We start from the raw sequence: 20,764 nt of genomic DNA, 5'->3' as shown, positions 1-20,764 counted from the left end.
TCAGATGGTCGGTTGCGGGAGCTCCCGGATGCGCCGGTACAGGGTGGCCCGCGACATGCCGAGGTCACGGGCGACCTGGGTGGCCGGCTCCCCACTGTCGATCAGGCGCACGGCATTACGGATCTGGGAGTCGGTGAAGGTCTGGCGGCGACCGCCGAGGTCTTTGCCAGCCGCTCTCCGCTTGGCCACCGAGTCGGTGATCCGCTCTCGCTTGATCTCCAGCTCCATCTGAGCCAGGGCCGCCATCACGGTGAAGACCATCGAACCCATCGGGGTTGCCGTGTCCACGTCTCCCCCACCGAGGTTGAGCACCCGCAGCCCGACGCCCCGGCCCCGCAGCGCCTCTGCGAAGACCAGCATGTTCTGCGTGGACCGGCCCAGACGGTCCAGCGTGGTGATCACCAGAGTGTCGCCCTCCTCGAGCGCAGCTACCGCCTTGTCAAACTGTGGACGGGATGCACGTCCCCCAGACACTCCGTGATCCACGTAGAGGTCATCGTGCCGCACGCCAGCATTCAAGAGGTCGGACACCTGACGGTCTGCGTCCTGCTGCCGCGTCGAAACGCGCGCGTACCCGACCAGCTTTGCCATGTGCACCCCAATGTGTCTCGCAACCTACGTTGAGTACCTGATTTTAGGGGCATAGATAAAGCACATAGCTACGAGACAGGCCGAACCGCGGAAACATGCGGCCGCAAATTTTTCCGACGAGACGTCTTGCATCCCATGGCCTGCGATACGCGTCAACGCACCGAAAGCCCCTAAGACTCGGTCTCACCCGCTGGCGAACCTTCACCAGAGACAGGGTCAGCCGGCGAACCGTTCATAGGCACTCTGCCGGGAGGTGTTCAACGCCCACCCCACCCCGGCCCACGAGGCCCCGCTCCCCCGGGCGTCTGCCACGGCGTCGCGCAGCGCCACGCCGGCCCCGCGCTCGAGCAGGCGCAGGAACCTCACTCGTTCCAAAGCACGGTCGGAGCTCTCCTCGGTCTTCGCGGCCGCCCAGGCATCGGCGGCCATGCGCAGGAACTGGGCTACAGCCACCCCGTCACGGCCATCCACCGGCACGGAGTGATCAGCCAGGGCTGCCCCCAGCTCCCACGCTGCGTGCGGCGCCGTCACGCCTTGCTGTCCGTCGTGCTCGAGCACGTCTACCTCCGAGGTGTCATGAAACCCTGACATCGTCAGGATCCCCTGACGTTGCTACAAGGTCAAGGGCTCCAAGCTGGCACCAAGGCAGGCATTTCTCTTACTGGCTACAGTCTCGCAACCAAGGCGTCGCACAACCCCTGCCTTAAAAGACACATGATGCGCCCTATTCCGGCACTGCCAGAGCAACAGATGCCGCCAGCGTGCCTTACCACAGCATGCAGACTAGGCGCATGACCTTGAGCGATCTCGTCCCAATCGAAGCCATCGCCCTCGATATTGCCCGGGCTGACATGCACTACGTGACAACCTCATTGCTCGGCCTTTCGTCATCCGCCGCCGCCGAGATCGCCCTCCTGCAGTACGGGGCCATGGCCGCCTATGAGGCGAAGCTCCACTTTGAGAAAACGCTTGGTTGGCGCCTGTCCGCGGAGTGGGATGCGGACACGGCGAAAGCCGCCCGAATGAGTGGCAAGTTCTTTGCTGATACCAAACGCAGCCTGGAAGGTGTAATCACTCACTTCGAAGATCTTCTGCAAGCCAACCATGGCGCCTTTTTCCCGCCCAACCGACGAGGCAAGCCCTTCGATTTTCTCCGCTACGACCTTTCTGTTGTAACTCTGCATGGCATTCCGTATACAAGTCTCATTAGCGCCCATTATTTGGTCGGCCTTAGATCTAGTCAGGTCGGAGACTTGGCAACTGTTGGTCCCGCCATCGGGAAGCTAAGCGTTGGTATTGGTAATCTCGCAGGCACCCTCCTACAAGATTCCACTATCGACCCCCATCGGCACGGACCCATCCCACCGTTCAGATGGCTTGATGGAAATAGCAGAATCGCTTTGCCCCGACTGTTCGGAGGAGAGCTCGATCCTCCTCTTGCGGCAGCTCTCTTGACTGTGCATTGCACTACTTTTTCCGCGTTACAAAGTGTCTCTAGATCTCTGTGCTCATGGTGTGAGATTGCTGCTCGCAAGCACCGATTCATAGCTCTTTTTCAGTCATTAAAAGCTCTCGAAATAATGCGACAGAAAGGGATCCGGGCCCCTCGATCTATCGACATGATGGCATTTCTGGACGAACCGGAGTCCGTGTGGGTTCTGGGGCAATCAAAGCTCCGAAACGGGCTCGTTCATCTCGGGCTCGAGGACATTGCATCGAGCCTTGAAACAGGGAACACAATCCACGATGCCGTACGGGCGTACACCGGACTGGAATCAAATGAGGTCGCAGCCCGAACCGTAAACCACCTCGCCCGATTCGTCAGCCTCTTAACGTCCTGGATGCTATCTCCAACCGCTGATGGCAAATTCTTTCTCTCCGCTCTGCAACCTGCTGCTCTGGCGTGATCACGGGCCGACTCCGGGACGAGCCGCGCCTGCCCTCGCCAGAAAATTGCAACTCGCTACTGCGATTCACAAAATTGCAGGTGAAGACGGATCTGTTGCAAAAGTGATAAAAGTCTCATGCAACATTGAATTCGTCATCCGACCCGCACCAATGAAGTGATGTCTTTCTAATCTAGGCTCGGAGGCTGTTATGTCATCCAGACTTTGATCACCTCAAAGTTGAAGTAGATACGTATACTGGCGTGGCGAAATACTCGTATCTCCTGAGAAGGGCAGCAACGCCTCTACCGGAAACGTCTCTTCCGTCAAACGGTCCTACCGCCACACCCACAACCGGAAGTTGTCGACTTTCGGCCGTGGTCCGCTCGTCAAAATGAGCAGCAGCCGTCAATTTTAGGAATGGAGTTACGCCCAAGCGGGAAGACCTAAAATTCACAGCCTCTGGGCCTGGAGACTGCACGACCATCCTCAGTTCCTGCTCTTCCGAAAAGCTAGGATCTTTGCAATATGCAACAGCCTCAATCAATACTAAAGCCAGATCCCGGGTTTTGTCATTATCAATGAATTCTTCACTTTCCACGGGCGCAAAGTTTGCGACGAATCCAAGGCATTCACGCAGAAACTCCGCTTGCTCATTGACATCATATAGCACTTTTCGCCAACGGGGCCGAATAGAAATATGTGTGCTCGGCATTATTGGGCTTACGATGGAGAGTTCCTCGTGTGGGTCGATAATCAATGCGTGTCCAGCATTGCCCCCATAGGCACGCCATTGAGCCAGAGAGTTGTGCGCCAAAGACGTGCAAGCAATAAACAGGTCAGACTTTTTGACTAGTCCGTCCGATAATGTAATCACATCACTAATAAATTGTTTTTGCAGCGGATGTACATGCTGAGAGTCGTCCACAAGATGGAGCACGCGATTTAAAATATCCCTGCCGTGTTGGTATTCGGCAGAATCGTTAAGCATGCTGATTGATGTAGCCCAAATGCACCCACTAGAGACCGCACCAATTACCCCTGCGGCATCCGTATAGTGCCACACTTCCTTGACGCCTTGATCGACTGTGGGAGGAGCCGGCGTCCGTATCCACCCTCCCTTGGAGCCAGCTTGCTGATCATCGAAGAGTTCGGATGTTTTTACGCCTGAAGGGCCCATTACGTTTGGGGGCGACGAAATGGACGGCGACGATTCTCTGCGGCTTGTTCTGATTTCCCTCATAGGAAAATGCTCGTTGGGTATTTCGTCCCATCGGAAATGTTTTGGTTGAGGCAGTGTAAAATTGCCTGTGGAGGCGGGGTCGTGCATGTCTGCCATGTTGCTGGGTTCCACCTAGTTTCGTATTGACTGCGCCGCCACTTCGGATAGATGTGCAATTGGTGGCTTTTCGCAGATTAGCGGATTCCGGGTCCTCTGCAGCGTGAGTGGGGACCACGTCGACACCGCATCCGCAGAAGGCCTCGACTGTGATCCAGCCTAGCGGCGGGCACACCTGTTGCGTCTCTGCGTGCACCCTCTTCAACGGGACTGCATGGTCTTCGGGACTGCCGCACGGATAGGTCAAACTGTCACCTATCGGTGCGGCAGTCCCTATCGTCTAGTACGCGACTGAGACCTCGCGATAGGCGTGGTCGGCATCAATGGCTTCCAGTACGTGCGTTCTAACTTCGGGCAAAGTCATGTCTAAGACCCGTAGCTCGCCGTCTATTCGAGAGATTGACTCAATGCGGTGAAAGCTGTCGCCGTACACCTCTGCGAACCGAGCGAGACCTCGTAGCTTGGGCAGTGCATCGGGTAGCCACGATCCGTGCGGATCCACGATGTTGGCTTTCGCCCCCTCACGACCGTCGACGAAGAACAGGAAGTCGGGGCGGAGAGTTCGCCAGGCTCCGTGCGCATCCTGGTAGGCAATACTCATCGAGTCCCGACCACCCGTGGGATTGCGATACCACGCGAGCAAGTCACCGCGCTGAATCTCTGTGTCGAGCACCTGGACCTCATCGGGGTTGAGCTTTCCAATGGGGAACATGCCCTCTTCGTCAGCGAGCAGATGGAGTGGGCGTTGGTCGAGCATTTGCATAATGTCGCCGACCAGTCGACGAGTCTCTTCCTGACGGTTTTTCGGCAGAGCCATCGAGATCAGCTGAGGATCCGTACTCATGGCAGTAATCTCGGCGTACAAGCTTTGACGAGACTCGGAAAGCTTCTTGATCGCCACCCGGTGCTGACCCAACCACTCGGCTGAGAGGCCATTAGCAGCAGCGTCGAGAGCCGGCCGCGTCTGCGGCAATATCGCTAAGCCAGCTACACGCACGTGTGCGTCACGAAGCAGGTCCTCGTCATCCGCCTCGGCAGCCAAATGGTCAACATAAGTGCGAGCAACGTCGGGCGTCACGGCGCGCGAGCCGTGACGGTAAGCCTCTTGGATCGCACGGTCGTCGGCTACTTCAGTCCATGCCTCATCGGCTCGCAACCCATATCGCGCATGCCCGCGCACAGTGCCACCAGCAACCGTAAGCACATCCGCCTCAGCTTTGCCGAGCTCCTTCGGGTACTGCGCAGCGAGCCCGTTGAGGACACCGTGTAGCCGCCCATGGGCCTCGCGGCCGGCCTCGGGCACCAGTCCGTCTGCCGCCAACGCATGAGCAAGAGAAGTCAGGCGCTTAATAGGGTTAGCGTGCTTACGCGGCAAAGTCTCCGCCGGGAGGTCGGCAAACAACGCCCATACCGAGTCCGGCACCCTATCGTTCGGCGTCATGAGCTGCGGGTCGACCAGGACACGCTGCCCCGTACCCGTTCCAGTCTCGGAGAGATCGCTACCCATAATCTGTTCGAGCACGCGGCTGGCTGTGGCTTTATTGAACCGAGGCAGTATGCACTCGACGCTGTTCAAGAGGTCGTCGCCCTCGACACGGCGCGCAAGCGGCGTGCGGATCATACGACCTAGCAACTGGGTGATGTGTGTCTCATCCTCAGCCGGGCGGAAAGACACCATCACCTCTGCGCGCGGGCAGTCCCATCCGGTGCTGATTGCGTCCTTTGCTAGCAGCACGCGGATGTAGGTTGCGTCCTGGACCCGCTCGGGAGAGATGTACGGAATGCTGTGCGCACCGAAGGTTTGGGCGGTGTGGTCGCCGAAGACGTGTGCGATGGCGTCGGCGCCAATTTGAGGCCACTCGTTCCGGATGACGTCGATGGCGGAGGCCACCTCGGTCGGCGACGGCTTGTTCGGCACTTGGAGCACTAAAAGTGGCTGGATGGCCTCTGGCTCATTTTCAGCAGTGGCATATGCTGCCCAAGCTGATGACAGCTCCTTCACCTTACGGACGCCTCGCCGTAGAAGGACGGTGTTGAAGTCTCCAGTCTCCGCAGGGAAGTCCAGGACGATGTCATCCTTGAGCAGTCCTGACTCCTGAATGCGCACGGGGTCCACAGTGATTGTTCGGAGATGGACTCGATTGTCCTGTACCTCCGCAGCGCTCATCGCGTCCTCGAACCGTTTTACCGTCGCGGAGATACCCCACACGATCGGCACTGGCGGGACCGACCCGTGACCATTAATCAGGCGCTTCACGATAGTAGGCGTGTCCGATGAGGCACGCCGCCCCATACCTCGATGCGCCTCGTCCAGCACCATATACAACGTGGTGCTCTCGTCATCGATAGTGTTTCGCAGGGTGTCCCAAAACGTGAACGGCACGGTATCCGGGTTCGACTCCATGCCGGGCAAAACGCCATCTGCGTCGTGTCCTCGTATCAGTAGACTGTTCCGCGACAGCTTTGAGGTGTTGAGGAAGTACACGTGACCGGGCTGAAGCTTTCGATATCGGAACGGGTGCTCGACCGTGACGAGTCGATTGCGGAGCCTGTCGGATGCCTGCTCCAAGCGGTGTCGCGTCTGCTGGTTCAGCGAGGGATCATCGCTAAACCACAGGACGACTGCGCCTGAATCAGGGGTCGTTTCGAAGTCTTCGCTACCCCAGAAGAGCGCTTCAATGACTCCTGCAGCCATCACAGTTTTGCCTGCACCAGTGGTGGCTGTGAGAGCCACCGACGAAACTCTTGGCCGAGCGCCGTGGTAGAACTCACGGGCATCAGCGAGCTCCGCCAACGTGTCACCTACGGCGTCCGCCTGGTAGTCCTTGAGCGTGAAGCGCATCAGATGTCACCGGTGCTTTCGCAATTTCGTAGGTAGTCCTCATAAAGACGAACGGTCTCAATGCCAGGGATCTCGTTCGCAATTTGCTGATAGCGGCCTTCATCGTCCGTGACGATGAAGGCGACCCGCACATCATCTTGCGCCTGCAAAGCAGCGATAAAGTCCGTTGACCTGTCAAGGTCCTTGACGATGCCATAGGCCTCGACGACGGCCCACCCATCCGAAAAGTGTTCAATACATCGTCCCTTGGCGCCAGCGCGCAGCCATAGCATTGGTGCAATAGCGGCAAACGCACGGTCGGTGCTGACTCGCCACGGAGACTCGTAGGTAAGCGTGAAGAAGGCGGCGTTCTCCTTAAAGCCGTCGGCCATCGGGAAATCGTCGACAAACTTATAGTCGCCCTTAATCGGTTCGCCGGCTGGCGTGAGTCCAGTGATCACCGCTCGAATCCGGGGTTTGGTTATGTAGTCGCAAATACCGTGCCGTTCCCACTCAGCATCGCCAGGCCGTAGCCCCTGCTTGCGTAGCCGGGACTGTTCCTCCGCTGAAACCTCGTTGTTTGTCACCGAGATGCACTGGCGACGACCACCGTCCTGTTTGTTTAAACGCATGACGGCATGTGCCGTAGTACCGGATCCGGCAAAAAAGTCGACGATGACAGCGTCGGGCTTGCTCGCGACGAAAAAGCGGAGTACATCCTCGACGGCGTACAGCGACTTGGGGAATGGGAAGCGACGCCCCGGCAAAACACGCGCCAATAGCGCTGACCCAAACGAGCTCGCATCGTGAGACGGAACATCCCACTGGGTACCTGGCACAAGGGCTGTACGGTACTCGGAGTCATCAACAATTACGGATCCATCCGGCCGGTGGCCGACCACGGGGTAGGTGCCGTCGACGACCTTCCTCTGCTCGCCCGCCGCCAAGTGATAGAGCGCCATTCCTCTGGGCGTGAATCCACCAAGTCGAACGAATCCTTGGCCTAAGGCTGTCCGCAATGACTCAGGATTGCGCCCCCAAGTGCCGTGAGATCCATCTTGCCGGACCGGCCAGATTGCGATGGTTCCCGCGGGCGCTTTGACCGACTCGATGTTTGCGTCGGCAGGGATGGCATCGCCCACGGAGTGAACCGACGACCCATCTTCGTAGATAAATAGCGGATAGAAAAGATTGGGCCGCGCAATGCGCCGGCCATTGTCGCCTCGACGAGAGAGTTCCTGCCAGCGGATACGATCTTTCCGCTTTCCCGAAGTCTTGCCGAACCAAGTCGAATCTAGGACCAGCGGCGACGGCGCAGCATCGCCAAAATAGACAAAAAAGATGTATTCGTTGCTTCGCCCAAACTCACCTCGACGTGCTGAGCTCGCAGGATTGATCACAGACGAAATCATTTGAATACGAGCCTCGGGGAATATCTGCTCCAGCAGAAGCCCAAGCCGAAGGTACTCCTTCTCATCGATCGTCACTATCAAAACCGAGTCGTCTGGATTAAGGAGACGCTTCGCTAGCTTGAGCCGTCGCTCCATGAACGCCAGCCACTTCGAGTGCCGGTACAAATCATCGCCCTCGACGTAGTCATTGTTGTACTTCCAGTCACGGGCGCCGGTGTTATATGGCGGATCAATGTAAATTGCGTCGATTGTGTGCTCGTGGGTGAACGTGAGCTGTTCGAGAACGTGAAAATTTTCGCCATTGATCACCGTATGAAACGGCTTGTCTCCACCGAATTCGGCAGTTCCATCCGGGCGCAAGCCAGGATAGATCCAGTCACGGAATTCAGCAACCAGGATGAGGTCATCTACCTGCACGGTAAGGGACTCGCCCTCACGGCTGTCGAGAAGCGAGATCTCAGCGGCGGTGCCGCGGATCGCGTCGACGCGCCAAAGCCGCCTATCACCATACGCAGTGGAACCTCTTGGAGGAAGGACCCGAACCTTGCTTCCCTTACGGATATTGTGGCCCGCGAGTTCGACCGCTTCAGGTGCGTGCCTCTCGAAATTGAGACCGAAAGGTAGACGCTGCTGCAACGGCTGGATCTCGTCTTCTAAATCCTTGCCAAGCTGCGGGTCAAGTTGTTTAGCAGCGCGCAAAAGGTCAGTGAGCCGCGACATCCCCATCCTTACTTCTACATGAGTGGAGTTGGTGCCCCACGCAGACCCAGTGGCACCAACTCAAGTCGAACCCTACCCGCGCGAACTTGTTCGGACGAATCCCCACCACGCTCATCGCGATCACCTTCGCCACGATGGACGTCGCTGGGATGCACTAGCGCATAGGCATGCTGGCTGAACGGGCATCCCAGGCCAGGGTCATGTTAGAGCGAAGGAAAGGCTTCTCGTTGGCCTTAGACTTGTCGCTCTGGTGTTGCTGGCTAGCCTGCATGTGCTGGTCTACGTGTTGTATAAAATGGGGCAAAATGGGCGCGGGGTCTCGGCATCACCCTGGAAATCTTGAGCGCGGCGAGCTTTATGGGCAATTTTCTCGCCAAGGAATACATCTCAGTACACAAAGCCGCATTCATCGCTACATCGGTCAATTTAGAATGGATCCTACAGCCGGATGGCGATACGGACCAGCTCCGGACCGTTACGCCATCCCCCGAAAAGTCATCGTCTTCACGCTGACGCGCGGCGTTGCCGCCCCGGCGGCAGACCCCCAGCCCGATCAGTACATGGTCGGCAAAAGTACGGGCACCCTCACTGTCACGGAAGCCCCCCGCCGAGCAGACTCGAGCGAGCATCGTTCACCGCATCAAAACCGCGGCCACGGAAACTATTCGGACAGAGCGCCAACTTGAGAACCGCCTACGCGAAGTTCTTTACGTTTACCTACGACTGCCGACCCAGACTGCCAGCTCATCCACCATCCTCTACACCGATCTCTGGGACCCCGATAAACGCGAGCCTTTTGGAGTGAAGAGCTCAGCGTGCCGGCAAAGCGTCCGCATGGCTGTAGGGCAGCTCCTGGACTACCGGCGATGTAGCGCCGGTGATGAGCCTAAGTGCGTCGTGGTGGTACCCGAAGACCCCGGGGAAGACCTGCGCCAATTTGTCCTGGGCGTGGGCATGGACTTGATGTTCTGGGACGAGGAGAAACACCTGATGAGGGTCTCTTCCAATGATGGGACGCCCTCGAGACCCTGACAGGGAGGGTTTCTGAGCAGATTTTCAGCTAGCCCATAGAAAGTGGGTTCGGTTAGAGTAATCCCGCCGCGGATATATCCCGGTGCAAGCCATGATGAAATCAATGAAAAGGTGCTGAGTTGGCGCAGAGCGTGAAAATCATTCTGGAAGACGACCTCGAGGGCGGTCCTGCTGAGGAGACCGTCCAGTTCGGTCTGGACGGCCGGCAGTACGAGATCGATCTCTCCACCGCTAACGCGGAGAAGCTGCGGGAGGCCCTGCGCCCCTACGCCGCCGCTGGCCGGCGAGCCCAGAGCAAGCCCGCCCGGACCGCCGGGCCTCGTTCCTCCTCCGGTGGGAACCCGGAGACGGCGAAGATTCGGGCCTGGGCGAAGGAGAACGGGTACGAGGTCTCCGACCGCGGCCGCATTCACCAGTCCGTCAAGGATGCCTACTACGCCGCCCAGTAGGCGCCCCACTCCCCCACCGGACAGCAGTCGGCCTTCCGGGCGTTCCGTGACAGCGGGCCAGGTGCTGGCCGGTCACCGCTGCGACATCGCAATGGAACGTCTTGGGGCACGGCTCGAGCACGGGGGGCCGTCACCGTGGCCTTTCCTCGTGGTGAGCAGCTGGTGACGGGCTGACGGCCCCTGTCCGCGGTACGGGGCCGTCGGGACGCCCCGCGTCCAGTCTGGACAGCGTTGGTCGTCCCTTCGGCGCCCGGGAACAGGCCTCGCTGGGGGTCGGCCCTGGCCCCTTGCAGACGGGGAGTGGGCACCCGCGTCGATCGACAACCCACGGAACCACCCACCGGATCCCGCCGCCTGTCCAAAGAATGAGAGAACCCGGCCCACCAGCAACGGTGGGCCGGGTTCCTTCGTCCTGGACCATGGGAAAGCCGCCCGCAGCCGCACCCCTCCCCTACCGGGGGCCGGTTCTATCGGTTGAGCTGTTGGGCGTAGGCACGCACCGCGTTCTCGATCACCGCACGGGCGGTGCCGTCGTGCTCGGCGAGCTCTTCGATCAGATCGGAAACGTCCTGGGCCACCCGCACCCCGAGCTGGATGGTGGGTTCCCGGCGCGGCCGGCCGCGGCCGCGCTTCGGCGCCGCCGGGGGCTCCGCCGCCGGTGCCGCCTGGACCGGCGGGGTCGACACCACCGGTGTCGCCGGCTGGGGTGAAGTAGCGCGTGGGGATGTGTAGTCGACCGGGTCGATGTGCTCATCCGGTGCCGGACGGGGCCGGCGGCGGGCCAGTGAGGCGGGACGCTCGGGCTGGTCGGTCATCGCAGCACCTTCTTCGCGATCGCCGTGTAGGCCTCCAGCACCCGGGCGCCCTTGCGGTACTGGCCGTACCACTCCCCCGAGATCCGCACCTCCTGGACGATGGCCCGGTCCGGGATCAACGGCTCCAAAAACAACCCCGTGGCACGCAGCTCCTCGAGGCTGGCCACCGCCGCCCGGCTCATGATCGTTTCCTTCACCCCACCGACGACAATGCCGGCCTCGGTCAGGGTGTCCGGGGCGCCCAGCTGCTGGCGGTGCCGGCGGAACTGGGCAACCGTGCGCCTCGCCCCGTCCACCCCGTCGATGCCATCACTGGTGGCGGTGGCGGCGTAGACCACGGTGTCCGCCGCGTTCAACGCCGACAGCGTCAGAGGGCCGCCCTGCCGGTTGGGGCAGTCGATGACCACCACATCCGCTTGAAGGCCGGTCAGGGAGATCTTCAGCCGCAGCTCTGCGTGATCGGCCCGGTCGGCTTCCCGGTTGGAGACGTTGCGGGCCGAGGGAATGACCCGGAGGTTGGGGTGCCACCCACTGGGCACCGCGAGGTCTTCAGCCCAGCCTTCAGGGTTCTCATCTCCCAGGATTGCCCCAACGTGCATTCCTTCAGCCGAGGGCTCCACCCCGAACCACTTGGTGCTGGCCGCGCGGGGGTCGAGGTCAACGAGGACTACTCGACGTCCCTCGGCGGCGGCGACCATTGCTAGGGAGACGGCGGTGGTGGTCTTAGTGACTCCACCGGATTCGCTGTACACCATGAGGGTTTGCATGCTTTCAAGCTATCAAGCTTGCGGGCCATCAAGCCATCTCCCTAGTTAGCTGGATTGCTATATAGCTTACTAGCTAGATATATAGCATGCTCACTAGGTAGCTATCTACCATTAATTATGCAGGTCGTGCTTCTGGGGTGTCGTCGTGGACAGGGACGTTGGGCCAGAGAGTTCGTTTCGCCACCGAGGCTGGCGTCCCCGGCGCGTATGACGCCAGGTGCTGGTCAGGGGCGCTTGGTAGGCTAGAGCGCATAGCACGGCCCAACACACGACCGGGGAGGTTCCATGGCGCAGCAGCACATTCTGCCGCCGGCTCGTGCGGTAAACCGGGCGCAGCAGGTGGCTTCCGTGGTGCACAGTGCGGCCATGGAAGGACTTCACGTCACTGCGGCGACCCGGGCGGAGCTGGATCGTTTCGCCGAGGGTGGGCTCGAGGTCGAGGAGCTGGTTCGGCGCACGCGCGCCCGCTACGGCCTTGAGTGAGGCCCCCGGCCCGCACCGTGACCCGTATCTGGACCCGCACACCGGGATTCTGACCAATCTGATCGGCGCCCGCACCGCCGTAGAGCTGGCCGCCGCGGAAGCTGACCTGGTGGCGGTTCGCACCCTGCAGCTGTGGCGCCATCCGCCGGCGCCCAGCCGAGATCTGGTCGAACTGCAAGCCATTCACCGTCACCTGTTCCAGGACGTCTATCCCTGGGCGGGGCAGCTGCGCACCGTGGATTTGCGCAAAACGGTCCCGGGGGCCCAGCCGTTCCTGCCGGTGTCGATGATCAACCGCTCGGCCGGTTTCGTCTTCGATCAGCTCCGCCGGGACCGCTACCTGCAGTACCTGGACCGGGAGCGGTTCATCGAACGGTTGGCCTATCACTATGACCAGGTCAACTATCTGCACCCGTTCCGGGAGGGCAACGGACGCACCCAACGCTTCTTCTTCGACTCAGTGGCCGTCGCCGCCGGCTGGTGGTTGGACTGGACCCAGATCACCGGGGCGGTCAACGACGCTGCGTCCCGGGCCGCAGCCGAGGACCATGACCTCGCTGCCTTGCAGGAGATGTTCACGGTGATCCTCACTCCCGCACCTCACCACCGTCGGCCGCGTTCCTGACCGGACCAGCTAGCTGTTGTGGGTCATGAGGTTCTTGGCGCGGGTGCGTCGATGAGATGAGGAACGGGCTCCTCGTCACAGGATGGAATTTCCTACACCGTCCATCCGCGCGAGAGAGCCCGTTCATGACCCACGTTAATGCACCCCTGACCCCGACCGGCCGGCTGCGCATGGTGTTGCGCCACCTCGAGGACGGGATCCCGATGGCCCACGTGGCCGCGGAGTTCCGGGTCTCTCGCCCGACCGTGGCCACCTGGGTGGCCCGCTACCTCGAGTCCGGCGAAGCCGGACTCACCGACCGGCCCTCGACCCCGCGACGCAGCAGCACCCGCACCCCGGCTGCGGTCGTCGAGCTCATCGAGGCGCTCCGCCGGGGCCGCAAGTGGTCGGCGCGGCGCATCCACCGCCACCTGGTCGACCTTGCCGTGACGATCAGTCTGCGCACCGTCGGCCGCTGGTTGCACCGACTCGGGATCTCCCGGCTGCGCGACCTCACCCCTGAGGGCGAGAACTCCCGCAGGACCCCGGGACGGATTCGCGCCGCCTGGCCCGGGCACATGGTCCACCTGGATGTGAAGAAGGTCGGCAAGATCCCCGACGGCGGCGGCTGGCACGCCCACGGCCGTGGCAGCGCTCAGGCGAAGAAGTCCAAGCGTGGGCCCGGAGCGAAGGTCGGCTACACCTACCTGCACTCGGCCGTGGACGGCTTCTCTAGGCTGGCCTACACCGAGGCCCTCGCCGACGAGAAAGCGGTGACCACGATCGGGTTCTTCTGCCGGGCCAGGGCCTTCTTCGCCGCCCACGGCATCTCCCGGCTGCACCGGGTCGTGACCGACAACGGCGCCAACTACCGGGCCCGCGACTTCACCCGCTGCGTGGAAGCCCTCGCCGGCCGCCACCAGCGCATCAAGCCCTACACGCCGCGGCACAACGGCAAGGTGGAGCGATACAACCGCCTGCTGGCCGACGAGGTCCTCTACGCCCGCCCCTATTCCAGCGAGCAGGCCCGCCGGGACGCAATTGGGGTGTGGGTGAACCACTTCAATTACCATCGGCCCCATACCGCCTGTGGCGATCATCCCCCGGCCTCACGCGTCCCGGCCCGTGCCAATAACGTCATGCCCTCTTACAGCTAGCGGTCGGACAAGCCCGGGGACAGCGAAGTCCCTGAGAGCACTGTGACACTGACCTTGGAGGCGACGCGTCAGTGGACGATGTAGCCGGGGAACCGTGCTGACCACCGGGAGTCGCCAGCGACTCGAGTGACTTCGTAGGAGACCGCGGTCAGGTGTGGGAAGCGCAGTCCGTGGAGTTCTCCGACACGGGCCCCCACTTCAGTGACATGCAGTTCTCGCCCACCCAGCGCAGCACCATGGAACGGTCCGGCCTTGACTGTCTCCCAGTAGTCGGAGGCGGTCGTAAAAGACCAGTACCCGGAGCCAATGGGATGATCCTCCAGATAGTCCAGGGGCACCCAGAGAGTGAGGCCGCGGTGCCCGGGGAGGAGCAGATCCCGGAAGTCGGGGTCTGGTTCTCCAGGCAGGACGCCTTCGGGCCACTGGTAGGCGGGTTCACTCGTCACGGGGGCATCCTCTTCATCGGCAGGTCCGGGGGGCACTTCCAGGCTAGGGGAGGGGGTGGGGCGCACTCTGGGGGCGAGACCAATACCTGTTGCTTGGAGAACTTCACCTTCTCCCATGGTGTCGTAGATGGGCGCGTTCTTCAGCCAGGCCATCACGGTGCGGGCGGTACGCCCCACGGCCTCGGCGATGGCCCGGTAGGTCGCCCCTGCCGCCCGCAACCGCACCGCTTGGGCCCGCAGCTGCCCCGCACGGTCGGTGCGGGCCTGGCGGGCGTGGGCGGCGTTGTCCGCCGCCGCACGCACCTTGGCCTCGGTCCTCGCCTTCCCACCGCGCCGTCCCATCCGGGACAGGTACTCGTGTGCCGCATCAGAGCCGCTGCTGGAGGTGGGGCGTCCTTTGCCGGCGTTGACCTGGCGTACGGCCGAGCGCGCCAGACACGTCACCTCCCCATCAGCCAGGGGGTGGGGTAGCTGGGCGTTGAGCGCCCTAGCGTGGGCGATCGAGGCGGCCTCCGTCGGGGTCTGCTGGCGGGCCTGCCGCTGGTCCCACAGCCACCGTCGGGTGGCGCGGAAGATCGCGGTGTTGCGCCCCACCTCCATCGCGGTGTCCACCACCGGGACCCGCGGGATGTCGGACTGTCCCAGCAGGGGCGTGCCCGGGTCCCAGGCCGGTGTGGCGGGCCCGTCGATGGCCTCGTCGTAGAACGGATCGGTGTATTCGACCATGTGCGCCTTGAGATCCCCTAGGGACCATGGGCTGGCTCTGCGGCCCCACCACACGCGCCCGGCCGGGAACGCAGCGGCCGGGTTGCGCACCAGGTAGCGGGTGAAGCACGGGTCCCCGTCGACCAACCGGTCCAGGGCCCGCTGCACCGCCTCCGCGTAGCGGATCGGACCCGACCGAGCACCCTCGCCCCGGTAGACCGGTTCGATCGCCCACCCGGCCTGAGCATGACCAGTCTGCGGGTTCTCGATGATCCAGGTCGGCTCGGGCACGGCCGGGTGCATCAGGTTCAACAACGCGTCCTCGTCATCAACGTCCACGACAAGGAAGTTCAACCAATCGGCCGGATTGAGCTGAATGAACGCGAAGTCACCAGCAGGCCGCCCACGGTTCGGGAACGCCTGCGACTTGGTCTGACCGCACCGGAAGTACTCGATCCGGTGGTGCTCAAGGAACCGGCGGGCCGGGGTCTCGGGGCAAAAAAGGGCAATATCCAGCAAGGCGGGGTCCACTTGCGGACGCGCCTCAGGTACACTAGGGGACACAGCAGTCCCCTGGTAATGGGTTCATATGCGGTTCTCATCCGGTTTCTGTTGAACCAGCTGTCTCGGTCGGCAAACTTGCGACAGCTGATTGACTTCGACGGCCCGCCCTCCACGGCGGGCCGTCAGTCGTTTAAGCGGTTTTGGTGATGGGGAGCTCCTCAGCGTTCTGCCGGTCGTCTATCGCGTTCGGTAATCCGTAGTCACGGTCGATCAGTGCACCGATGTAATCAGCCTGGGACAGGCCGAGGGCGGCCGCCTTCTCGAAAGCGCGGCGGTGCTGTTCAGGAAGCACCCGCATGCTGAACGGGACTCTGCGCCCGATCATCTTGGGGGGCTCGTATTCCTTCATGGGCTCAGCCTGCCACATGTACATGACATTGAACAGCATCGGGTGTCCGTGTCGGGGTTACTTGCTGGTGCCCATGTCATGGGTCTGGTGGCCAACGACGTCCCAATGCCCGTTGTGCTTCTCGAGGTAGATGACGACCTGACGTTGGCCGGTGGCCTCGATTTCTTGACCGTCGCGGCTGATCCACCGCCAGGTGAGGTCGTAGGCGCGAATCGCTTTGTCCGCGGCGACGTCGCGGGAGACGTCGCCAACGGCCGGCACAAGGCTGGGTGCGCTGTAGGCCTGGTGCTCAGCGGGTTCCAGCCAGGCGGCCTGGTTGCCGTTGCGTTCCGGCTCGACCTGATTAGCGGCCCAATCCTCTGACATCAGCGGTTTGGCGCGGATCGCGGCGGCGGTTTGGGTGCGGTCGGTGGCGGTGTCCCAGGAGTGCAGCATCAGCGCGGCGGTTTCGGCGGTGGCCTCCACATCGGCCCGGTCCACGGTGTCCGGGTCGGGGAAAGAACCTTGCCCGGGGGTGTGCTCGGTGGGGGAGGGAGTAGCCGTGGCGGGGGTGGTGGTCTGCTCGCTGGCCTGTTGCGCTGCATCGGGCCCGCAGGCGGTCAAGGGTAGGAGGCACAGGGTGAGGGCGGTGATCAGGCGGTGTCGGGTCATTTCGGCCATGCTCCTTTCTGTTTGAGGATGGGCTCGGGATCGAGGTTGTGCCCTTGGTAGGGGAAGACCATCTCCGGGGCGTCGGGTTTGTAGATCTCGAAGTGCAGGTGCGTGGCCATGCCGAACCGTCCGCGGTTGCCCTCGGTGCCGATGACGTCACCGCGTTTGAGCTGCTGGCCTTTGGACACGTCCCAGGAGTGCAGGTGGCAGAAGGCGAAGCCGAAGTCGGGATCGTCCCCGTTCTCCTTGGCGATCACGCACCCATCGGTGGTGTTGAACCCGGTGATCCGCAGGGACGTAGGGGCGACGACGACTCCACCGCGACCGTTGCCGGCCCCGGGGGTGGCGATGTCCACGCCCTCGTGCTGGTTGGCCCACCCCGGGACCCCGGCCAGGGCGCGGCCGCCGTAGCCGGAGGTGAACACGCCCCCGGGCAGTGGAGTGGTCCACTCGCCCTCGCCCAGGTCTCCGTCCCAGGCCAGGGCCCCGGTGGGGACCTGACAGTTGGCGGAAAACTGGGACTGGCCAGTGTCTAGGATCGTGTCGATGTAGTCGCGGGTCTCTTGGTAGGGCGGCACACCCCGGTGCTGCTCCACAGCCCCGGGTCCGGCGTTGTAGGCGGCCAGGGTCAGACGCACGAGGTCACCGGCGTCCTCGCCGGCGATCGGTTGCACCTGGTCCTTGAGGACGGCCATGTAGCGGCCATAGGCGGGTATCGCGTCGTCGGGGTCGAAGGGGTCCCCGCCCTCGCCGTAGGTGGCCCAGGTGGCGGGCATGAACTGGGCGATGCCCTGAGCGCCGGCCGGGCTGGTGGCGTCCGGATTCCACCCGGATTCCTGGGCCAATTGTGCCGCCACCACGCTCACCGGCAACCCGGCGGTCCGGGCGGCGTCCTCGACCAGTGGTGCCCAACCGTTGGGGATGTTCGGTGCCCGCTGCTGGCCGCTGTCGTTGCCCGTGGTGACGGCGGTGACGGTGCAGGAGTTGGCTGAGGCCTGCTCTTCGTCCTCGGCCAGGGTGGCGACGAGCACGGCGAGGGCCACGATCGAGCCGATACTGAGGACCAGCAGCAGCGCCACGACGGCGCCGAGGGCACGGGGGGATCCAGCCGACATCACAGCCTCCTGGGGGGATGGGAGGGCTGGGGGTCAGAGCTGGTCGATCAGCGTGGCGGTGGCCTCCTCATAGGCCCGCACGGTCCCCGGGTGCAGGGCGTCATAGTGGAAGGCGCGGCCCTCCTGGAGGGACTTGTCGAAGGGAATGACGACAGTCCCGGCCAACCCGACCGCCTGGGCGTACTCGCGCAGCCGGGTGAGACGTTCGGTGTTGTTGGTGGCGGTGTTGGAGACCACCAGCACGGACCGGGCCAGCTTCTGCCCGTGGCCTTCAGCGGCGACGGCAGCCACGGTGGCCTCCAGCAACCGGGCGTCGTCCTCGCGGTTGTGGGCCACCAGCACCAGGGAGTCGGCCACGTCCACGGCGGCGCGCCAGGTGGAGGACTGGGCGGAGTTGCCGGTGTCGAGCAGGATCAGGCTGTAGAGGGAGCGCAGGGTCTCATGGGCGGCCCGTACGGAGCGCCCCTCCACCCGGGTGCGGTCGGTGCCCTCGGGCGGGGAGGCGAGCACGTGGATCCGGTCGTCGCCCTGGGGGCGCACGTAGCGCACGAGGTCGGCGGTGCGGCGGGTGACGGTGTCCAGGTTGCGGATTAGGTCCAGGGTGGTGCGGTCGTGGCCGCCGGCCAGGGAGCGTTCGGCCAGGGTGCCCTGGTTCTCGTTGAACTCCCCGGCCAGGATGTTGCCCCCGCGCACCCGTCCGGCCGTGGCGGCCAGGTGGTAGGCGGTGGTGGTCTTCCCGCCCCCGCCCTTGAGCTGGAGCACGGCCACGGTGCGGTGGGTCTCCAGCGGCCGCTGAATCCGCACCCGGCGGGCACGAGATGCCTGCTCGGCGGGCGATGCCGCCAGGGACAGTCCGAGCCTCTGGTTGCACCATCCTCGCCAGCCGTGGCGGGCGGGGGATTCGGGCGTCTCCGTGGTCGTCTCCCGGCGCAGCTGCAGGCGGGGATCTCCGGCCTCGGCGACGACCGGGGTCGGTGTGGAGCTGCTGGGCGCCGGGTCGGCGGCGGGCGTGTCGCCCGCGGTGGTCTCGGGCCGTGGGTCCGTAGCTGAGAGCTCGGATGCGTCCCCCGAATGGGGGACATCGGCCTTGGGAAGCGTCTGCGGGGTCTCCGCATCGATGGAAGGCTCCGCGGGCTGGTGTTCGCTCAGGTCAGCGGTTGGTTCGGTGGCCACCACTGGGCGTGTCGTCTGCTCAGGCTCCGGTACGAGGTCGTCGACTGTGACAACACGTGAAGAGCCTCCACGGGAGGGCCGTTTCTTGGCCGAGGCACTGGCATCTGCGGTCACGGATCCGTCCGCGGCGACGATCAGTCGCGTCTCCGGCTCGCTCACCGAGGCCGGGTCGATGGCCGTCAGCTTCACCGGTCGCCCCAAGTCATCAGCGATAGAGACGACGTGGGCGATAGCTGCGGGCATCGAGGCGAACTCGTAAGGGACCCGATCGATCGTCACCTCCACGCTGTCGTCGGCGGCGATCCTGGCCGTGCAGACCGGCCGCTCCAGTGCCTGAGCCATGGTGCTCTCCCTACTCCTCGTTCGTGTGCGCCCCGTCATTGTCGGTGGAATGGGGGACGTTGTACTGAGAGCGAAGGTGTTCCTTGATGTCGTCACGCAGGATCAGCCAGGTCTTGCCGAGCTTGATCGCCGGCACGATCCCGTCACGCAACCAGCGGTAGGTGATGGTGCGATCACCGAGTCCGAGCACCTGCGCGAGCTGGTCGACGGTCAGCCGCTCGGGCAGGCCCTCGAAGAGCCGGTCCAGCGCGTCAGACACGACGATCACCTGCGCCCTCATACTGGGCACTGTACACAGTCATACTCGTTTGTTGTCTAGTGTTGTTTAACATTGCTAATCCTTTCTCAGTGTTGTCTAATGCACATAGGGTCCAGTCTATTGGAGGCCCTACGACCGAGGAGGTGTGATGGACAACCGTTGGGCTGAGTTGGTATCGCCCTCCACCCAGGAGCAGACCCGGCCGATCTTCGAAGACGTCCCCGAGGAGACCGTCACGGTCTTGCACGGCGCCTCGGGACCCCAGCGAGGCGTCATCGGACTTCCCGAGGACGAGGGGCGACTGGGGCGGTTTCTCACCGACGCCCACGACGTGTTCTGGCTCGGTGTCCACGGTGGGGCCGGGGAGTCTGTGCTGGCCGAACTGCTCGGCGGCACCTCCTGCCATCACCGGTGGCCCGCCCGCCCTGATGAGGAGACCCAGCACGCCCCCGCGCCGGTCTTCCTCGTGGCCCGGCAGAACAAGCGGGGCCTCGACGCCGCCCGTCTCGCCGCCCGCGACTGGGCGGCCGGCGCCCACCCCGATGTCGATCTCCAAGGCCTGGTCCTGGTGGCCGATGCCCCGGGGCGCACCCCGAAGTCCCTGGCCGCAGCGACCCGGGTGATCTCCGGTGGTGTGCCCGCCACCTGGGTGGTGCCCTGGATCGAAGAGCTCCGGCTCACCGGGACCGTGGACTGGGAGTCCATGGCCCGGGAACCGAGAAAAGTCCTCACCGCCCTCGGTGAGGCAGCCGATGAAGCACTTTCTGAGAGGACCCCCCAATGATCGACCTCGTACTGGCTGCACAGGACACCGTGCTCGCGCTGCCGGCCGCCCTGCCCGACTCCGACCCGCTGGCCCCTCCCGGCATCGGCGACACCTGGAACCGCATGGTCGGTGTCGGCAAGTGGATCGCCCTGGGCATCGCCGTGCTGGGCCTGCTGGTGGTCGGCGGAAAGATGGCCTTCGACGCCCGCCGCGGAGAGACCACCGAAGAGGTCTCCGGGATCATCAAAATCGTGCTGGCCGTGGCCCTGATCTCCGGCGGCGCCTCGATCCTCTCCTTCATCTCCGGGGCATGACCTC

General features: G+C 63.2%; 20 protein-coding genes. 7 read left to right on the top strand and 13 right to left on the bottom strand.

Going from position 1 to position 20,764, the window contains the following annotated elements; genetic code table 11:
• Together ACZ2G1_RS19855 and ACZ2G1_RS19850 are read right to left on the bottom strand one after the other, a co-directional pair.
• Positions 1–591 (bottom strand): recombinase family protein, encoded by a 591-nt coding sequence (locus ACZ2G1_RS19855; protein ID WP_470377982.1) that lies wholly within the window; start codon positions 589–591, stop codon positions 1–3.
• Positions 592–807: 216 nt separating this feature from the next.
• Entirely contained in the window at positions 808–1,149 is a 342-nt protein-coding gene (locus tag ACZ2G1_RS19850; protein ID WP_470377981.1) for a hypothetical protein, read from the bottom strand.
• A 233-nt stretch (positions 1,150–1,382) separates the two neighbouring features.
• On the opposite strand from ACZ2G1_RS19850, the gene ACZ2G1_RS19845 reads away from it, so the two are divergent.
• Positions 1,383–2,498, top strand: a complete 1,116-nt coding sequence (locus tag ACZ2G1_RS19845; RefSeq protein WP_470377980.1) for a hypothetical protein — start codon at positions 1,383–1,385, stop codon at positions 2,496–2,498.
• A 208-nt stretch (positions 2,499–2,706) separates the two neighbouring features.
• On the opposite strand, the gene ACZ2G1_RS19840 is transcribed toward ACZ2G1_RS19845, so the two are convergent.
• The 3 genes from ACZ2G1_RS19840 to ACZ2G1_RS19830 all read right to left on the bottom strand — a co-directional run bounded on the left by ACZ2G1_RS19840 (position 2,707) and on the right by ACZ2G1_RS19830 (position 8,769).
• The gene (locus ACZ2G1_RS19840) at positions 2,707–3,816 is read right to left on the bottom strand and encodes a DUF2971 domain-containing protein (RefSeq protein ID WP_470377979.1); all 1,110 of its coding nucleotides are present in this window, start codon (positions 3,814–3,816) and stop codon (positions 2,707–2,709) included.
• A 280-nt stretch (positions 3,817–4,096) separates the two neighbouring features.
• Positions 4,097–6,658, bottom strand: coding sequence for a DEAD/DEAH box helicase (locus tag ACZ2G1_RS19835; protein ID WP_470377978.1), 2,562 nt, complete (start codon positions 6,656–6,658; stop codon positions 4,097–4,099).
• On the bottom strand, positions 6,658–8,769 hold the full coding sequence (locus ACZ2G1_RS19830) for a site-specific DNA-methyltransferase (protein WP_470377977.1): 2,112 nt from the start codon (positions 8,767–8,769) through the stop codon (positions 6,658–6,660). Before ACZ2G1_RS19830 ends, ACZ2G1_RS19835 begins: the two co-directional genes overlap by 1 nt.
• Before the next feature lie 1,151 nt (positions 8,770–9,920).
• Here ACZ2G1_RS19830 and ACZ2G1_RS19825 point away from each other — a divergent pair.
• Positions 9,921–10,250 (top strand): histone-like nucleoid-structuring protein Lsr2, encoded by a 330-nt coding sequence (locus ACZ2G1_RS19825; protein WP_470377976.1) that lies wholly within the window; start codon positions 9,921–9,923, stop codon positions 10,248–10,250.
• 467 nt (positions 10,251–10,717) lie between these two features.
• Here ACZ2G1_RS19825 and ACZ2G1_RS19820 read toward each other — a convergent pair whose 3' ends face one another.
• Together ACZ2G1_RS19820 and ACZ2G1_RS19815 are read right to left on the bottom strand one after the other, a co-directional pair.
• Complete coding sequence (locus tag ACZ2G1_RS19820) at positions 10,718–11,065, bottom strand: hypothetical protein (RefSeq protein WP_470377975.1); 348 nt, start codon at positions 11,063–11,065, stop codon at positions 10,718–10,720.
• Entirely contained in the window at positions 11,062–11,832 is a 771-nt protein-coding gene (locus tag ACZ2G1_RS19815) for a ParA family protein (RefSeq protein ID WP_470377974.1), read from the bottom strand. The genes ACZ2G1_RS19820 and ACZ2G1_RS19815 overlap by 4 nt, the downstream gene beginning before the upstream one ends.
• 285 nt (positions 11,833–12,117) lie before the next feature.
• Here ACZ2G1_RS19815 and ACZ2G1_RS19810 point away from each other — a divergent pair, with 285 nt between their 5' ends.
• The 3 genes from ACZ2G1_RS19810 (at position 12,118) to ACZ2G1_RS19800 (ending at position 14,076) form a co-directional block, all read left to right on the top strand.
• The gene (locus ACZ2G1_RS19810; RefSeq protein WP_470377973.1) at positions 12,118–12,315 is read left to right on the top strand and encodes an antitoxin VbhA family protein; all 198 of its coding nucleotides are present in this window, start codon (positions 12,118–12,120) and stop codon (positions 12,313–12,315) included.
• The gene (locus ACZ2G1_RS19805; protein ID WP_470377972.1) at positions 12,308–12,940 is read left to right on the top strand and encodes a Fic/DOC family protein; all 633 of its coding nucleotides are present in this window, start codon (positions 12,308–12,310) and stop codon (positions 12,938–12,940) included. Before ACZ2G1_RS19810 ends, ACZ2G1_RS19805 begins: the two co-directional genes overlap by 8 nt.
• A 125-nt stretch (positions 12,941–13,065) precedes the next feature.
• Positions 13,066–14,076: an IS481 family transposase gene (locus tag ACZ2G1_RS19800; protein WP_470377971.1), complete on the top strand. Its 1,011-nt coding sequence runs from the start codon at positions 13,066–13,068 to the stop codon at positions 14,074–14,076.
• A 68-nt stretch (positions 14,077–14,144) separates the two neighbouring features.
• Here the strand turns inward: ACZ2G1_RS19800 and ACZ2G1_RS19795 are convergent, their stop codons facing one another.
• The 6 genes from ACZ2G1_RS19795 to ACZ2G1_RS19770 all read right to left on the bottom strand — a co-directional run bounded on the left by ACZ2G1_RS19795 (position 14,145) and on the right by ACZ2G1_RS19770 (position 19,701).
• A complete protein-coding gene (locus ACZ2G1_RS19795; RefSeq protein WP_470377970.1) occupies positions 14,145–15,758 on the bottom strand; it encodes a replication initiation protein in 1,614 nt (537 codons plus the stop codon).
• Between the two features lie 163 nt (positions 15,759–15,921).
• A complete protein-coding gene (locus tag ACZ2G1_RS19790; RefSeq protein ID WP_368833394.1) occupies positions 15,922–16,179 on the bottom strand; it encodes a hypothetical protein in 258 nt (85 codons plus the stop codon).
• An 18-nt stretch (positions 16,180–16,197) separates the two neighbouring features.
• The gene (locus tag ACZ2G1_RS19785; protein ID WP_470377969.1) at positions 16,198–16,800 is read right to left on the bottom strand and encodes a hypothetical protein; all 603 of its coding nucleotides are present in this window, start codon (positions 16,798–16,800) and stop codon (positions 16,198–16,200) included.
• Entirely contained in the window at positions 16,788–17,906 is a 1,119-nt protein-coding gene (locus ACZ2G1_RS19780; RefSeq protein WP_470377968.1) for a transglycosylase SLT domain-containing protein, read from the bottom strand. Before ACZ2G1_RS19780 ends, ACZ2G1_RS19785 begins: the two co-directional genes overlap by 13 nt.
• Before the next feature lie 33 nt (positions 17,907–17,939).
• Positions 17,940–19,421, bottom strand: coding sequence for a hypothetical protein (locus ACZ2G1_RS19775; protein WP_470377967.1), 1,482 nt, complete (start codon positions 19,419–19,421; stop codon positions 17,940–17,942).
• A gap of 10 nt (positions 19,422–19,431) precedes the next feature.
• Positions 19,432–19,701 (bottom strand): helix-turn-helix domain-containing protein, encoded by a 270-nt coding sequence (locus ACZ2G1_RS19770; RefSeq protein ID WP_095651506.1) that lies wholly within the window; start codon positions 19,699–19,701, stop codon positions 19,432–19,434.
• Positions 19,702–19,828: 127 nt separating this feature from the next.
• Between ACZ2G1_RS19770 and ACZ2G1_RS19765 the strand changes: the two genes are divergently transcribed.
• Together ACZ2G1_RS19765 and ACZ2G1_RS19760 are read left to right on the top strand one after the other, a co-directional pair.
• Positions 19,829–20,464 (top strand): DUF6668 family protein, encoded by a 636-nt coding sequence (locus ACZ2G1_RS19765; RefSeq protein WP_470377966.1) that lies wholly within the window; start codon positions 19,829–19,831, stop codon positions 20,462–20,464.
• Entirely contained in the window at positions 20,461–20,760 is a 300-nt protein-coding gene (locus ACZ2G1_RS19760; RefSeq protein WP_017832684.1) for a hypothetical protein, read from the top strand. Before ACZ2G1_RS19765 ends, ACZ2G1_RS19760 begins: the two co-directional genes overlap by 4 nt.
• Positions 20,761–20,764 lie beyond the last annotated feature (4 nt).

Source organism: Kocuria sp. KKT182 (genome assembly GCF_055635395.1).
Note: the sequence above shows the minus strand (reverse complement) of the source record. Positions and strands in the feature narration are given on the sequence as shown.

What these genes read in the sequence shown, in the direction of transcription:
- ACZ2G1_RS19855 (WP_470377982.1), bottom strand. Translation starts at nt 591, where the DNA reads ATGGCAAAGCTGGTCGGGTACGCGCGCGTTTCGACGCGGCAGCAGGAC.
- ACZ2G1_RS19845 (WP_470377980.1), top strand. Translation starts at nt 1,383, where the DNA reads ATGACCTTGAGCGATCTCGTCCCAATCGAAGCCATCGCCCTCGATATT.
- ACZ2G1_RS19840 (WP_470377979.1), bottom strand. Translation starts at nt 3,816, where the DNA reads ATGGCAGACATGCACGACCCCGCCTCCACAGGCAATTTTACACTGCCT.
- ACZ2G1_RS19835 (WP_470377978.1), bottom strand. Translation starts at nt 6,658, where the DNA reads ATGCGCTTCACGCTCAAGGACTACCAGGCGGACGCCGTAGGTGACACG.
- ACZ2G1_RS19830 (WP_470377977.1), bottom strand. Translation starts at nt 8,769, where the DNA reads ATGTCGCGGCTCACTGACCTTTTGCGCGCTGCTAAACAACTTGACCCG.
- ACZ2G1_RS19820 (WP_470377975.1), bottom strand. Translation starts at nt 11,065, where the DNA reads ATGACCGACCAGCCCGAGCGTCCCGCCTCACTGGCCCGCCGCCGGCCC.
- ACZ2G1_RS19815 (WP_470377974.1), bottom strand. Translation starts at nt 11,832, where the DNA reads ATGCAAACCCTCATGGTGTACAGCGAATCCGGTGGAGTCACTAAGACC.
- ACZ2G1_RS19810 (WP_470377973.1), top strand. Translation starts at nt 12,118, where the DNA reads ATGGCGCAGCAGCACATTCTGCCGCCGGCTCGTGCGGTAAACCGGGCG.
- ACZ2G1_RS19800 (WP_470377971.1), top strand. Translation starts at nt 13,066, where the DNA reads ATGACCCACGTTAATGCACCCCTGACCCCGACCGGCCGGCTGCGCATG.
- ACZ2G1_RS19790 (WP_368833394.1), bottom strand. Translation starts at nt 16,179, where the DNA reads ATGCTGTTCAATGTCATGTACATGTGGCAGGCTGAGCCCATGAAGGAA.
- ACZ2G1_RS19785 (WP_470377969.1), bottom strand. Translation starts at nt 16,800, where the DNA reads ATGGCCGAAATGACCCGACACCGCCTGATCACCGCCCTCACCCTGTGC.
- ACZ2G1_RS19780 (WP_470377968.1), bottom strand. Translation starts at nt 17,906, where the DNA reads ATGTCGGCTGGATCCCCCCGTGCCCTCGGCGCCGTCGTGGCGCTGCTG.
- ACZ2G1_RS19775 (WP_470377967.1), bottom strand. Translation starts at nt 19,421, where the DNA reads ATGGCTCAGGCACTGGAGCGGCCGGTCTGCACGGCCAGGATCGCCGCC.
- ACZ2G1_RS19770 (WP_095651506.1), bottom strand. Translation starts at nt 19,701, where the DNA reads ATGAGGGCGCAGGTGATCGTCGTGTCTGACGCGCTGGACCGGCTCTTC.
- ACZ2G1_RS19765 (WP_470377966.1), top strand. Translation starts at nt 19,829, where the DNA reads ATGGACAACCGTTGGGCTGAGTTGGTATCGCCCTCCACCCAGGAGCAG.
- ACZ2G1_RS19760 (WP_017832684.1), top strand. Translation starts at nt 20,461, where the DNA reads ATGATCGACCTCGTACTGGCTGCACAGGACACCGTGCTCGCGCTGCCG.